General features: G+C 70.7%; 14 protein-coding genes. 5 read left to right on the top strand and 9 right to left on the bottom strand.

Translation table 11 applies throughout. The features are described from left to right. Positions 1-99: 99 nt before the first annotated feature. Positions 100-1,653, top strand: a complete 1,554-nt coding sequence (mdlC, locus tag GT755_RS02860; RefSeq protein ID WP_161478106.1) for a benzoylformate decarboxylase — start codon at positions 100-102, stop codon at positions 1,651-1,653. 13 nt (positions 1,654-1,666) lie between these two features. After that, entirely contained in the window at positions 1,667-2,467 is an 801-nt protein-coding gene (locus GT755_RS02855) for an alpha/beta fold hydrolase (protein WP_202609544.1), read from the top strand. Here the strand turns inward: GT755_RS02855 and GT755_RS02850 are convergent. The 6 genes from GT755_RS02850 to chvE form a co-directional block, all read right to left on the bottom strand. Then, the gene (locus tag GT755_RS02850) at positions 2,373-2,831 is read right to left on the bottom strand and encodes a DUF3147 family protein (RefSeq protein WP_161478105.1); all 459 of its coding nucleotides are present in this window, start codon (positions 2,829-2,831) and stop codon (positions 2,373-2,375) included. The genes GT755_RS02855 and GT755_RS02850 overlap by 95 nt on opposite strands. Further along, positions 2,828-3,160: a DUF3147 family protein gene (locus tag GT755_RS02845; RefSeq protein ID WP_161478104.1), complete on the bottom strand. Its 333-nt coding sequence runs from the start codon at positions 3,158-3,160 to the stop codon at positions 2,828-2,830. The genes GT755_RS02850 and GT755_RS02845 overlap by 4 nt, the downstream gene beginning before the upstream one ends. Positions 3,161-3,226: 66 nt before the next feature. Next, positions 3,227-4,249, bottom strand: a complete 1,023-nt coding sequence (locus GT755_RS02840; protein ID WP_161478103.1) for a LacI family DNA-binding transcriptional regulator — start codon at positions 4,247-4,249, stop codon at positions 3,227-3,229. 18 nt (positions 4,250-4,267) lie between these two features. Beyond that, complete coding sequence (gene mmsB, locus GT755_RS02835; protein WP_161478102.1) at positions 4,268-5,512, bottom strand: multiple monosaccharide ABC transporter permease; 1,245 nt, start codon at positions 5,510-5,512, stop codon at positions 4,268-4,270. A 37-nt stretch (positions 5,513-5,549) separates the two neighbouring features. Beyond that, on the bottom strand, positions 5,550-7,094 hold the full coding sequence (gene mmsA, locus GT755_RS02830) for a multiple monosaccharide ABC transporter ATP-binding protein (protein WP_161478101.1): 1,545 nt from the start codon (positions 7,092-7,094) through the stop codon (positions 5,550-5,552). Next, complete coding sequence (chvE, locus tag GT755_RS02825) at positions 7,091-8,206, bottom strand: multiple monosaccharide ABC transporter substrate-binding protein (RefSeq protein ID WP_161478100.1); 1,116 nt, start codon at positions 8,204-8,206, stop codon at positions 7,091-7,093. Before chvE ends, mmsA begins: the two co-directional genes overlap by 4 nt. Positions 8,207-8,335: 129 nt before the next feature. Between chvE and GT755_RS02820 the strand changes: the two genes are divergently transcribed. Beyond that, positions 8,336-9,238, top strand: coding sequence for a bile acid:sodium symporter family protein (locus tag GT755_RS02820; RefSeq protein ID WP_161478099.1), 903 nt, complete (start codon positions 8,336-8,338; stop codon positions 9,236-9,238). Here GT755_RS02820 and GT755_RS02815 read toward each other — a convergent pair. Beyond that, positions 9,192-9,965, bottom strand: coding sequence for a class I SAM-dependent methyltransferase (locus GT755_RS02815; RefSeq protein ID WP_161478098.1), 774 nt, complete (start codon positions 9,963-9,965; stop codon positions 9,192-9,194). The genes GT755_RS02820 and GT755_RS02815 overlap by 47 nt on opposite strands. A gap of 12 nt (positions 9,966-9,977) precedes the next feature. On the opposite strand from GT755_RS02815, the gene GT755_RS02810 reads away from it, so the two are divergent. Both GT755_RS02810 and GT755_RS02805 read left to right on the top strand, forming a co-directional pair. Then, complete coding sequence (locus GT755_RS02810) at positions 9,978-11,066, top strand: S-(hydroxymethyl)mycothiol dehydrogenase (RefSeq protein WP_161478097.1); 1,089 nt, start codon at positions 9,978-9,980, stop codon at positions 11,064-11,066. Positions 11,067-11,071: 5 nt separating this feature from the next. Next, positions 11,072-11,659, top strand: coding sequence for an MBL fold metallo-hydrolase (locus GT755_RS02805; protein WP_328794186.1), 588 nt, complete (start codon positions 11,072-11,074; stop codon positions 11,657-11,659). Positions 11,660-11,663: 4 nt separating this feature from the next. Here GT755_RS02805 and GT755_RS02800 read toward each other — a convergent pair whose 3' ends face one another. Both GT755_RS02800 and GT755_RS02795 read right to left on the bottom strand, forming a co-directional pair. Next, a complete protein-coding gene (locus GT755_RS02800; protein ID WP_161478095.1) occupies positions 11,664-12,416 on the bottom strand; it encodes a hypothetical protein in 753 nt (250 codons plus the stop codon). After that, positions 12,413-12,940 (bottom strand): RNA polymerase sigma factor, encoded by a 528-nt coding sequence (locus GT755_RS02795; protein WP_328794139.1) that lies wholly within the window; start codon positions 12,938-12,940, stop codon positions 12,413-12,415. Before GT755_RS02795 ends, GT755_RS02800 begins: the two co-directional genes overlap by 4 nt. Positions 12,941-12,957 lie beyond the last annotated feature (17 nt).

The raw sequence follows: 12,957 nt of genomic DNA, 5'->3' as shown, positions 1-12,957 counted from the left end.
GAAATCGCCACACCGAGTCAAATGTTCCCGTAGCAGGTAAGTCGCGAAACGCGGCGCCATTAATTGCGCATTTCCGATAAATCTGGATATGTTCGTTTGGTGACTAAAGTGAGTGAGGCCTTCTATCGGGTGCTGCGGCACCACGGGGTGAAGGCGGTGTTCGGCAACCCCGGCTCCAACGAGTTGTCCTTCCTCACCGGCCTGCCCGACGACCTCCCCTACTACCTGGCCCTCCAGGAGGGCGCCGCCGTCGCCATGGCCGACGGCTTCGCCCAGGCGGGTGACACGACGGGCTTCGTCAACCTGCACGCCGCCTCGGGCACCGGCAACGCCATGGGCTGCCTCACCAACGCGGCGGCCGGTCACACCCCGATGGTCGTCATGGCCGGTCAGCAGGCCCGCCGCTACGTCCCGGTCGACGCGATGCTCACCAACGCCGACCCCACGAAGCTCACCGACCCGCTGGTCAAGTGGTCGGGCGAACCCCTCCGGCCGCAGGACGGCCCCGCCCTGCTCTCCACGGCGCTGCTGCTCGCCCGGAGCGCGCCGCGCGGCGTGGCCTACCTGTCGATCCCGCTGGACGACTGGGACGAGCCCGCCGACGAGCCCGCCCTGACCGGCCTGCTGGACCGGGCCGTCGACGGCCCCCCGGTCGCGGCCTCGCTCCACGAGCTCAAGGACGCCTTGAACCGGGCGCGCGACCCCGTGCTGGTCCTCGGCCCGGGAGCCGACACCGACGAGGGCTTCGAGGCGGCCGTCGCACTGGCCGAGAAGGCCTGCCTGCCGGTCTGGATCGCGCCGAGCGCGCCCAGATCCCCGTTCCCCACCCGCCACCCGAGCTACCGGGGCGTCCTGCCCTCGGCCGCCGGCGCGGTCGCCGACCTCCTGGCGGCCCACGACCTGGTGATCTGCGTCGGCGCGCCCGTCTTCCGCTACCACGCCCCGAGCAAGGCCGCCTTCCCGCCCGCCGACACGCTCCTGTACGCCGTCACCGACGACCCCCGCGAGGCCGCCCGCGCCCCGATGGGCCGGTTCCTGCTCGGCGACCCGACCGACGCGCTGGTGCGGCTGCTCGACACGTGCGAGAGGAGCGACCGGCCGCAGCCGAAGAGCCGCCTGCTCCCCGACGCCGAGCCGTTCACGGCCGAGGCCATCCTCGACGCCGTCGACCACGGCAAACCCGACAACGCCGTGATCGCCTTCGAGTGGACCTCCGCCGACCTCCTCAGAGACCGCCTCACGATCACCCGCCCGAAGTCGCTCTTCTACCCGGCCGCGGGCGGCCTCGGCTGGGGCCTCCCGGCCGCGATCGGCCTGTCGCTGGCCCGCCCCGACCGCCCGGTGCTCGCCCTGATCGGCGACGGCGCCCTGCACTACACCCCCTCGGCGTTGTGGACCGCCGCCCGCCACCAGGTCCCGGTCACCTTCGTGATCTGCGCCAACCGCCGCTACCGCGCCCTGGAGGAGTTCGCCGACCTGCTGGAGGTCGCCCGCGGCGACTACCTCGACATCGGCGGCGCCGACCCGCTGGCCGTCGCCCGGGGCTACGGCCTGGAGACCCACCACGCCGGGACGCTCAAGGACCTCACCGAGTTCGTGCACGAGGGCGTCCACGCGGAGCAACCGCGCCTCGTGCTCGTCGACCAGCGCTGATCTGGGGGAAACCGTGTCGAAGTCGCTTCTGGCCGTCATCGTGATGCTCGCGGGCGTCGTCCCGGCCCATGCCGCCGAGGCGGCCCCCGGGCGGGTGTGCCCGGTCAAACCCACCGTCGTCCTGGTCCACGGCGCGTGGGCCGACACCTCGAGCTGGGCCGGCGAGGTGGCCGCCCTCCAGCGGTCCGGCCACACCGCCCGCGCCGTCGGCAACCCGCTGCGCGACCTGACGAGCGACGCCCAGACCGTGCGCGACTTCCTCGACACGGTCCGCGGCCCGGTCGTCCTGGTCGGCCACTCCTACGGCGGTTCGGTCATCACCAACGCCGCCACCGGCGACCCCGACGTGAAGGCCCTGGTGTACGTCGACGCGGCCGCCCCCGCGGCGGGCGAGAACACGATGCAGCTCAGCGGGGCGGGCTCGGCCCTGGGCGGGCAGCCCGAGACCCTCTACGACCAGGCCGCCGCGCCGGGCACGACCGCCAAGGACCTCTACCTCAAGAAGGACGTCTTCCAGAACTCCTTCGCCCAGGACCTGCCCAAGACGCGGTCGGCCGGCCTCTGGGCCACGCAGCGGGCCGCCTCGACGGCCGCGTTCATGACCCCGTCGAAGGAGCCCGCGTGGAAGACCGTCCCGTCGTGGTACTTCATCGCGAGCGGCGACAAGATCATCGTCCCGGAATCGCAGCGCGCGATGGCCAAGCGGGCCAAGTCGAAGGTCACCGAGTTCGACGGTGGCTCCCACCTGGCCCTGATCTCCCATCCGGAGGCCGTGACCCGCGTGATCGAAGACGCGATCTGCTCCCTTCGGTGACCACGTAGAGGAGCGCGGCCACGGCCATCCACGCCACCAGTGCGAGGAGGAGCACCAGCCACGGGGGAAGGCGGGTCGCCAGCAGCCAGACGCAGACGGCGAACGCCGTCAGGCCGCCGGCCCCGAAGATCGCCCCGATGGCGTCCTTGGCGGCCGGGCCGCGTTTGTGCTCCTCCTCCTCGATGAGCGTCAGGGTGGCGCCCAGGATGGCGGGGAACCCGAGCCAGACGCCTCCGGCGAGCGGTCCCCAGCGCTGGCCCACCAGCCCGGCGATCACCGAGATGGCCGCGCCGAACACGAACCGGACCACCAGGTCGCGGGCCCGGGTGTGCCGCAGCCGCGACGCCCGGAACGTCACCTTCACGAGACCACCGTCCAGCCCAGCCAGGCCACGGCCGCCCAGAGCAGCAGTGCGCCGGCCGAGCCCTTGAGCGCGCCGAACCGGCGGACCAGCGGCACCGCCAGCGCGCAGTAGGCCACCAGCGCCACCCCTCCGGCGACCATGCCGAGGCCCGACTCCGCCAGGTCGTCGCGGCCGTCGCTCAGCGCGGTGATGACCATCCCGCCGATGGCCACGGCCGGGGCGGCCGCGAAGATGCCGGCGAACCGCTTCGGCGAGGTCGCCTCCCCGAGCAGCGCGAAGCCCATCACGAGGACGCCCCCGAACACCGCCCGGGCAACGATCAACCACACGTCGTCCATGGAAGACCGTTGCCCGCTGGGGTGCTGCGATCAGGTCATGGCCGGGGTAATTCGGTTTTACCGGCGGCTGGTCGACTCCCGGACGACCAGTTCCGGTTCCACCGTGCGGCGTTCGGAGGTGTCGTGCCCGACCATCCGGTTCAGCAGTAACTGGAAGGCCTGGCGTCCCAGCGTGGCGAAGTTCTGCCGGACCGTCGTCAGCGGCGGCCAGAAGTGGGCCGCCTCCGGGACGTCGTCGTAGCCGACCACGCTGACGTCTTCGGGCACCCGGCGGCCGGCCTCGCGGAAGGCCCGCATGAGCCCGAGCGCCATCGGGTCGTTGGCCACGAACACCGCCGTCACCGACGGGTCGCGCGACAACCGTTTGCCCTGCTCGTAGCCGCTGTTCGCGGACCAGTCGCCGGCCAGCGGCGGCGGGATCTCGCGGCCCCGGAGCGCGTGCCGCCAGCCCTGCATGCGGTTGTTGGCGTCGATCCAGTTGGCCGGGCCGCTCAGGTGGTGGACGGTGTCGTGCCCCAGTTCCAGCAGGTGCCGGGTGGCCCTGACCGCGCCCGCGTGGTGGTCGACCGCCACGGCCGGGACCGACAGGCGCTCGCCGCCGCCGACGTCGACCACGGGCAGGTCGGGCGGCAGGTCGCGCAGGCCGTCGGCGGCCGACTCGTGGGGGACGATCACGATCACGCCGTCGACCGACTGCTGCCGGAGCCGGTCGACGCCCTCGGCGATCGACCGCCGGGTCATCGCCTCGAGACTGGCGATGTTGACCAGGTAGTCGTGTTCGCGCGCGGCGCGTTCGATGGCGTAGAGGGTGGAGGCGGGGCCGTACAGAGTCGTGTCGAAACTCACCACTCCGAGCACGCCCGAGCGGCCCGTCACGAGGGAACGGGCCGCGAAGTTGGGCCGGTAGCCGAGCTCCTGGACGGCCGCGAGCACCCGCGCGCGGGTTTCGGGGCGCACCTTCTCCGGAGCGTTGAGGACGCGGGAGACGGTCATGGCCGAGACGCCCGCGAGGCCGGCGACGTCTTCGAGAACGGCCGCTTTGGTGCGTTCGGCCGGCTCGCCGCCGGAGGATGTGGTCATGGGATCCAAGCCTATGACCTAACGCGCTGCACGCCGCTTGGCCCAGACGTCGAATGCCACCGCCGCCAGCAGCACCACGCCCTTCACGAGCATCACGCGTTCGCTCGGTGAGCCGATGAGGGACATGCCGTTGTTGATCACACCCATGATCAGACCTCCGGTGATCGCGCCCACTACCTTCCCGACGCCGCCCTGCACCGCCGCGCCGCCGATGAACGCCGCCGCGATGGCGTCGAGCTCGAAGGCGTTGCCGGCGGTCGGCCCGGCCTGGTTCAACCGGCCGGCGAAGATGACCCCCGCCAGCGCGGCCAGCACGCCCATGTTGACGAAGATCCAGAACACCACCTGCTTGACCTTGATGCCCGAGAGCACCGCCGCCTGCAGGTTGCCGCCGATCGCGTAGATCTGCCGCCCGAACACCGCCCGGGTGGTGACCAGCGAGTACGCCAGCACGAGCACGGCCAGCAGCACCAGCACCCACGGCAGGTTCCGGAACCTGGCCAGCTGGACCACCACGAACATGATGACCGCGGCGGCCGTGACGATCTTCAGCAGGAACACCGGCAGCGGGTCGACGGCCTGGTGGTAGCCGAGCCGGGCGGTCCTGGTGCGCCACTGCGACAACGCCACGCCGCCGACGGCGAGCACGCCGACGAGCAGCGAGAAGATGTCGGCCCCGCCGAGCACCCCGAGCCCGACGTTGCCGAAGTAGCCGTCGGTGAACCCGTTGGAGAGCGTCCGGACGGGGTCGGGGAAGGGCCCGATGCCCTGGTTGCCCAGCACGGTCAGCGTCAGCGCCCGGAACAGCAGCATGCCGGCCAGCGTGACGATGAAGGCCGGGATCCCGAAGTAGGCGATCCAGAACCCCTGCCAGGCGCCGATCACCCCGCCCGCGATGAGGGTGAGCACCAGCGCCACGGGCCACGGTATGCCGTAGTCGACCATCAGCACGGCGGCGATGGCGCCGGTGACGGCGACGACGGAGCCGACCGACAGGTCGATGTGCCCGGCGATGATGATCAGGATCATCCCGATCGACAGGATCAGGATGTAGGAGTTCTGGACGATGATGTTCGAGATGTTCTGCGGCTGGAGCAGCGCGCCCTCGGTGAGGATCGTGAACAGCACGACGATCAGCGCGAAGGCGATGTAGATCCCGCTCTGCCGGATGTTGAGCGAGACCCCGAATACGGTGGTCCTGGCCGGCCCGGCGGGCGGCGGTCCGGCGGGGGCGGTGGAGACGTCGGTGGAGACGCTGCTCATCGGCCCTCCCGGTGCGCGTGCGGGCCTTGATAGTTGGTCATCGGGCGGGGTCCTTGCTGGTGAGCGTGGTCATGAGTGTCATCAGGCGTTCCTGGGTGGCCTCGTGCCGAGGCAGTTCGCCGGTGATGCGGCCGGCCGACATGGTGTAGATGCGGTCGCACAGGCCCAGCAGTTCGGGCAGTTCCGACGAGATGACCAGCACGGCCTTCCCGGCGTCGGCGAGGCGGTTGATGATCGAGTAGATCTCGTACTTGGCGCCCACGTCGATGCCACGGGTCGGCTCGTCGAGGATCAGCACGTCGGCGTCGGTGAAGATCCACTTCGACAGCACGACCTTCTGCTGGTTGCCGCCGCTCAGCTTTCCGGTCACGCTCAGCACGCTCGGGGCCTTGATGTTCATGTCGTGGCGGTAGCCCTCGGCGACGCGGTACTCCTCGTTGTCGTCGACCCAGCCGCGCCGCGCCAGCCGCCCCAGGTCGGCGGCCGAGATGTTGCGTTTGATGTCCTCGATCAGGTTCAGGCCGTAACGCTTGCGGTCCTCGGTCGCGTAGGCGATGCCGTGGCGGATCGCGTCGCGGACGGTCCTGATCTCCACCTGCCGGCCGTCGCGGTAGACCCGGCCGGAGACGTCGACGCCGTAGGACCGGCCGAAGACGCTCATCGCGAGTTCGGTGCGGCCCGCGCCCATGAGCCCGGCCAGGCCGACGATCTCGCCGTGCCGTACCGACAGGCTGGCGTCGGCGACCACCACGCGGTCGCGCTGGACGGGGGAGTGCACGGTCCAGTCCTCGATCCGGAACGCCTCGGCGCCGATCGACGGCTCGTGCGGCGGGTAGCGGTGTTCCAGGTCGCGGCCGACCATGCCCGAGATGATGCGGTCCTCGGTGACGTCGTCGGCGCCCATGTCGAGGGTCTCGATCGAGCGGCCGTCGCGCAGGATCGTGACCCGGTCGGCGATCGCGGCGATCTCGTTCAGCTTGTGCGAGATGATCACGCAGGTGATGCCCTCGGTCCGCAGGCCGCGGAGCAGGTCGAGCAGGTGGGCCGAGTCCTCGTCGTTCAGCGCCGCGGTCGGCTCGTCGAGGATGAGCAGCCGCACCTCCTTCGCCAGCGCTTTGGCGATCTCGACGAGCTGCTGCTTGCCGACGCCGATGTCCGAGACGGTGGTGACCGGGCTCTCGGGCAGGCCCACCCGGTCGAGCAGGGTCTGCGCCTCGTGGTTGGTGCGGTTCCAGTCGATCAGGCCGCGCCGGGACCGCTCGTTGCCGAGGAAGATGTTCTCCGCGATCGACAACTGCGGGCAGAGCGCCAGCTCCTGGTGGATGATGACGATGCCCCGCTGCTCGCTGTCGCGGATGCCGGCGAACCGGCACTCCTGGCCGTCGAAGGCGATCTCGCCCTCGTACGAACCGTGGGGGTACACCCCCGACAGCACCTTCATCAGCGTCGACTTCCCGGCGCCGTTCTCGCCGCAGATGGCGTGGATCTCACCCCGGCGCACGGACAGGTTCACGTCCTGGAGCGCCCGTACGCCGGGGAAGGTCTTGGTGATCTCCCGCATACGCAGGATGTCATCGGTCATTGCAGTTCGGAGGCCTCGTAGTAGCCGGAGTCGACCAGCGTCTGGGTGTTGGACTTGTCTACGATGACCGGGTCGAGCAGGTAGGACGGGACCACCTTGTTGCCGTTCTCGTAGTCCGTGGTGTTGTTGACCTCCGGCTTGCCGCCCTTGAGGAGGGCGTCGGTCATCTTCACGGTCACGTCGGCGAGCTGGCGGGTGTCCTTGTAGATGGTCGAGTACTGCTCGTCGGCGAGGATCGACTTGACCGAGGCGAGCTCGGCGTCCTGGCCCGTGACCACAGGGTACGGCTGCTCAGAGGTGCCGTAACCGTTGGACTTCAGGGCCGACAGGATGCCGATCGACAGGCCGTCGTAGGGGGAGAGCACGCCGTCGACGTGGTCGCCGCCGCTATAGGTCTTGGTGAGGATGTCCTCCATGCGCTTCTGCGCGGTGGCCGGGTCCCAGCGGAGGATGGCGACCGTCTTGAAGTCGGTCTGGCCGCTCTTCACGTTGAGGACCTTCTTGTCGATGTACGGCTGGAGCACCGACATCGCGCCGTTGAAGAAGAACGTCGCGTTGTTGTCGTCAGGCGACCCGGCGAACAGCTCGACGTTGAGGGGGCCCTTGGTGGAGTCGTCCACCTTGAGACCCTTGAGCAGCGAGGTCGCCTGCTGGACGCCGACCTTGAAGTTGTCGAAGGTGGCGTAGTAGTCGACGTTGGGGGAGTTGCGGATCAGCCGGTCGTAGGCGATGACCGGGATCTTCTTGTCGGCCGCCTCCTGGAGCTGCGTGGTGATGGCGGTGCCGTCGATCGAGGCGATGATCAGGAGCTTGGCGCCCTTGGTGATCTGGTTCTCGATCTGGTTGATCTGGGTGGGGATGTCGTTCTCGGCGTACTGCAGGTCGACCTGGTAGCCGAGCTTCTCCAGCCCCGCCTTCACGTTCTCGCCGTCGGAGATCCAGCGCTCCGACGACTTCGTAGGCATCGTCACCCCGACCAGGGTTCCCGCGGGGCCGGCGGCGGCCGACTGGGACGCCTCGGCGTCAACGGTCTTCTGGGTGGACCCGCACGCGGCCAAGGCGGTGGCCATGAGGAGGGCGGCGGCGATCCGGGGGAATCTCACGTGCGTCATGCGAAGACTGTTATCGCTAACATAAAACGTGTCAATAGCTCGTTATGAAACCGAGTCAACGGGATGGGAGCGTTACCATCCCTTGATCGCCGACAGGACTGCTGCTACAACCGGCGCAACCCCCGAGAAATGCGGTGTTCCGTGCAGCAGTCGATCCTCACCACCGTCGCGCTCCCCGCCGCGCTCGCCCTCATCATGTTCGGGCTGGGCCTGTCTCTCACCCTCCGCGACTTCGCCGACGTCGCCACCCGCCCCAAGGCCGTCGTGATCGCCCTGGTGGCCCAGGTGCTCCTCCTGCCCGCGATCTGCTTCGGCCTGGTCGTCCTGTTCGACCTCGAACCGCTGCTCGCGGTCGGCATGATGCTGCTGGCCGCCTCGCCCGGCGGCACCACCGCCAACCTCTACAGCCACCTGTTCGGCGGCGACGTCGCGCTGAACGTGACGCTGACCGCGGTCAACTCGGTGCTGGCCGCCTTCACCCTGCCGCTCGTGGTGAACCTGTCGATCGGCCACTTCGTCGAGGGCGGCGGCGAGCTCGGGCTGCAGGCCGACAAGGTCCTCCAGGTGTTCGCGCTGGTCCTCATCCCGGTCGTGATCGGCATGCTGGTCCGCGCCTGGAAACGGTCCTTCGCCGACCGGGCCGACAAGCCGGTCCGGATCGCCTCGGCGGTCGTGCTGGCCGCCGTCATCGTCGGCGCGATCGTGCAGGAGCGCGAACGGCTGCTCGACCACCTCGCCTCGGTGGGCGTCGTCGCGGTGCTCTTCTCGGCGATCAGCCTGACCGTCGGCTACTGGTTGCCGCGCCTGTTCCGGATCGGCCGCCGCCAGGCCATCGCGTCGGGCATGGAGATCGGCATCCACAACAGCACCCTGGCCATCACGATCGCCCTCAGCCCGACCCTGCTGAACAACTCGACGATGTCGATCCCGCCCGCCGTCTACGGGGTGCTGATGTTCGGCACCACGCTCGTCTTCGGCTACGCAGTCAGGGATTCGTCCAGATCCGGGCGAGTGTCGCGGGAAACGGAATGACCTCCGGCTCCGACAGCAGCGCGCGCAGCCGCCGGTCGAACTCCGGCAGCCGCGCGCCGAAGCGGTGCCGGGTCGAGCTCGACATCGAGTAGACCTCCGCGATCCGGGTCTCCGGGTCGCGGGTCAGGGTGCCGGCCGTCCGCATCGTCAGCCGCTTCGGGCCCCGCCAGCCCGCCGCCGCGATGATCTCCTCCTCGTCGCCGAGCCTCGGCACGCGGTATTCGCCGAGGAACTCGGCGACCAGCTCCTTGACCCCCGGCGGGATGCGGCCGGGCCGGTGCATCTCGGAGACCAGCACCAGGTGGCCGCCGGGCCGGACGAAGGTCCGCAGCCGGGCGGCCATCAGAGCCCGGTCGGTCCAGTGGAACGAGCGCCCGAACACCGCCGCGTCGAGCTCGCCCGGCTCGAACGCCAGCTCTTCGGCCCGCGCCCGGATCCAGGTGACCGACGGGTCGCGGCGGCGGCCCCGCGCCAGCATGTCGGGGTCGGGGTCGACGCCGACCACCCGTCCGCAGAAGGGGGCCAGCGCGACCGCCACCAGGCCGGGCCCGCAGCCGATGTCGGCCAGCACCGATCCGGGGCCGAGGCCCAGCTCCTTCGCCAGGACCTCGGGCAACCGCGCCGAGTAGGGGAGGCGGCCGAGCTCGTAGTAGTCGGCGGCTCCTTTGAACAGATCGTCATCCCGCGGCGGCACGTCGTCCTCCTTCCGGTCGGAGATCCAGTCCATCACAATCGGTCCATGACACACGAAGTACGCGGCGTGGTGGCCCGGGCCAAGGGCGCCCCGGTGACGCTGGAGACGATTCTCGTGCCCGACCCGGGCCCGGGAGAGGCGCTGGTCAAGGTGGAGGCGTGCGGCGTCTGCCACACCGACCTGCACTACCGCGAAGGCGCCATCAACGACGACTTCCCGTTCCTGCTCGGCCACGAGGCGGCCGGGATCGTCGAGGCCGTCGGCGAGGGGGTCACCGAGGTCGCGCCCGGTGACTTCGTGATCCTCAACTGGCGCGCCGTCTGCGGCCAGTGCCGCGCCTGCCTGCGCGGTCGTCCCTGGTACTGCTTCAACACCCACAACGCCACGCAGAAGATGACCCTGGCCGACGGCACCGTGTTGTCCCCGGCCCTGGGCATCGGCGCGTTCGCCGACAAGACCCTCGTGGCGGCGGGCCAGTGCACCAAGGTCGACCCGGCCGCCGGCGCGGCCGTCGCCGGCCTGCTGGGCTGCGGCGTCATGGCGGGCTTCGGCGCGGCGATGAACACCGGCAACGTGGGCCGGGGCGACTCGGTCGCCGTCATCGGCTGCGGCGGCGTCGGCATCGCCTCGGTCATGGGCGCCCGCCTGGCCGGCGCGGCGAAGATCATCGCCGTCGACATCGACCCCCGCAAGCTCGAATGGGCCGGGAACCTGGGGGCGACCCACACGGTCGACTCCTCCTCGACCGACCCCGTCGAGGCGATCCGCGACCTGACCGGCGGCCACGGCGCCGACGTCGTGATCGACGCGGTCGGCATCCCGAAGACGTACGAGCAGGCCTTCTACGCCCGCGACCTGGCCGGGACCGTCGTGCTCGTCGGCGTGCCGTCGCCGGAGATGCGCCTGGAACTGCCGCTGCTCGACGTGTTCGGCCGCGGCGGCTCGCTCAAGTCGTCGTGGTACGGCGACTGCCTGCCCAGCCGCGACTTCCCGATGCTGATCGACCTGCACCTCCAGGGCCGCATCGACCTGGCCGCGTTCGTCTCCGAGACCATTCCGCTCGACGGGGTGGAGGCCGCGTTCGAGAAGATGCACCACGGCGACGTGCTCCGGTCCGTGGTGGTCTTGAAGTGACCCGGATCGACCACGCCGTCACCTCGGGCACCTTCAGCCTCGACGGCCAGACCTTCGACGTCGACAACAACGTGTGGGTGCTCGGCGACGACGCCGAGTGCGTCGTGTTCGACGCCCCCCACGACGTCGACGCGATCCTGAAGGTGGTCGCGGGCCGCCGCGTGAAGGCGATCCTGGCCACCCACGCCCACGACGATCACGTCCGCCAGGCCCCCGCCCTGGCCGACGCGACGGGCGCGCCGATCCTGCTGCACCCGGACGACCTGCCGGTGTGGCGGCTCACCCACCCCCACCGCGCCCCCGACGGCGAACTGTCCGACGGGCAGACGATCGAGGTGGGCGGCACGACGCTGACGGTCCTGCACACGCCGGGCCACGCGCCGGGGGCGTGCTGCTTTTATGCGCCTGACCTTGGGGTCGTGTTCACGGGCGACACCCTGTTCCAGGGCGGGCCGGGGGCGACGGGGCGGTCGTTCTCCGACTACGACACGATCGTGGCCTCGATCAGGGAGAGGCTGCTGACGTTGCCTCCGGAGACGGTCGTGAAGACGGGCCACGGGCCCGACACGACGATCGGGGCCGAACGCCTCTGACGGGTCAGCACAGACCCCGGCTGTTCACCGGGCCGACGTCCTGCGGCACGTCCGCGGTCGGCCCGGCCAGCAGCAGCGCCGTGTCGGCCGCCCACATGACGCCGTCGTGGACGAACCAGTCGTCCTCGGCGCCGCCGCCGGCGGCCGTCACGTCGGTGACGCCCTTCTCCGCGAGCAGCGCCTTCACCGCGCCGAAGCGCAGGCGGCGGAAGTCGACGCAGTGCAGCGGCTCGCCGGGGGCGTCGATCTGGCCGGGCATGGCATAGCGCTCCCCGGCGGCGGCCTCCCGGCCGAGCCTGATGTCGATCTCGCCCGGTTGCCCGGCCTTGATGCGCAGGGCGACGACGCAGTCGGTGAGGACGCAGTCGCCCTCCTTGGTGAGGAGGCCGACCTGCCCGCCGACGGGGATCGCGGTGCCGACGAGGCTGGGCGCGGCCGGGACCGTCCGCAGGCTCACGTCGAGGCCGACGCCGCGCAGCAGGTTCCCGTAGGTCTCGGGGTCGGCGGTCAGGTCGTTGACGGTGACCACGTAGGAGTCGCCGTCGCGGCGGATGTCGAGGGCCGCCGCCGGGCTGGGCCACGCCGCCCAGGTGACGGCCGCGGCGGTGGCGGCGGCGAGCGGCACGGCCATCCGGGTGCGGCGGCGTCTCGGCGTGGGGAGCGTCTTGACCGCCTCCAGCAGCGCGAGCGCGCCTGGCGTGATCGGGGCGTCGGCACGCGCGGGGTTGATCCGCGCCACCATCTCGTCGACGTTCATGGGCGTCCTTTCGCGAGGGATCCGGCGCGGGAGCCGTACCGGGACAGGTCGAGGTCGGCCGCGGCGAGCAGCCGGGCGAGGCGTTTCCTGGCGCGGTGGAGGCGCACCCGGGCGACCCCCTGCGGGCAGCCGAGCACCGTCGCGATCTCGGCGGTGGTCAGGCCCTCCCATCCGGCCAGGGACAGCACCTCGCGGTCGAGGTCGCTGAGCCGCGCGAAGGCGGCGCGCACGGCGTCGGGGTCGCCGTCGGGTTCCGTGTGGGGCCGGGTCGCCAGTTCGTCGCGCAGCCGTTCGGCCAGGGCGGTGTGCCGGTGGTCGGCCCGACGCTGGTTGGCCAGCACCCGGCGGGCCACCCCGAACAACCACAGGCGGGCCTCGGCGGGGATCGCGTCGCGTCTGCGCCAGGCGGTGGCGAAGGTCTCGGCGATCGCGTCGGCGGCGTCGTCGGGTAACGCCGTGCGGCGCCTGATGTAGCCCATCACCGCCGGGTAATGGGTCAGGTAGAACTCGTCGAATGCCGTCACGATGAGGTAAGTGTCCG

This window comes from Herbidospora solisilvae, from assembly GCF_009901565.1.
GTDB lineage: Bacteria > Actinomycetota > Actinomycetes > Streptosporangiales > Streptosporangiaceae > Herbidospora > Herbidospora solisilvae.
This window is presented reverse-complemented; position numbering and strand designations above follow the sequence as displayed.

What these genes read in the sequence shown, in the direction of transcription:
- mmsB (WP_161478102.1), bottom strand. Translation starts at nt 5,512, where the DNA reads ATGAGCAGCGTCTCCACCGACGTCTCCACCGCCCCCGCCGGACCGCCG.
- GT755_RS02810 (WP_161478097.1), top strand. Translation starts at nt 9,978, where the DNA reads ATGACACACGAAGTACGCGGCGTGGTGGCCCGGGCCAAGGGCGCCCCG.
- GT755_RS02815 (WP_161478098.1), bottom strand. Translation starts at nt 9,965, where the DNA reads ATGGACTGGATCTCCGACCGGAAGGAGGACGACGTGCCGCCGCGGGAT.
- mmsA (WP_161478101.1), bottom strand. Translation starts at nt 7,094, where the DNA reads ATGACCGATGACATCCTGCGTATGCGGGAGATCACCAAGACCTTCCCC.
- chvE (WP_161478100.1), bottom strand. Translation starts at nt 8,206, where the DNA reads ATGACGCACGTGAGATTCCCCCGGATCGCCGCCGCCCTCCTCATGGCC.
- GT755_RS02820 (WP_161478099.1), top strand. Translation starts at nt 8,336, where the DNA reads ATGCGGTGTTCCGTGCAGCAGTCGATCCTCACCACCGTCGCGCTCCCC.
- GT755_RS02840 (WP_161478103.1), bottom strand. Translation starts at nt 4,249, where the DNA reads ATGACCACATCCTCCGGCGGCGAGCCGGCCGAACGCACCAAAGCGGCC.
- GT755_RS02800 (WP_161478095.1), bottom strand. Translation starts at nt 12,416, where the DNA reads ATGAACGTCGACGAGATGGTGGCGCGGATCAACCCCGCGCGTGCCGAC.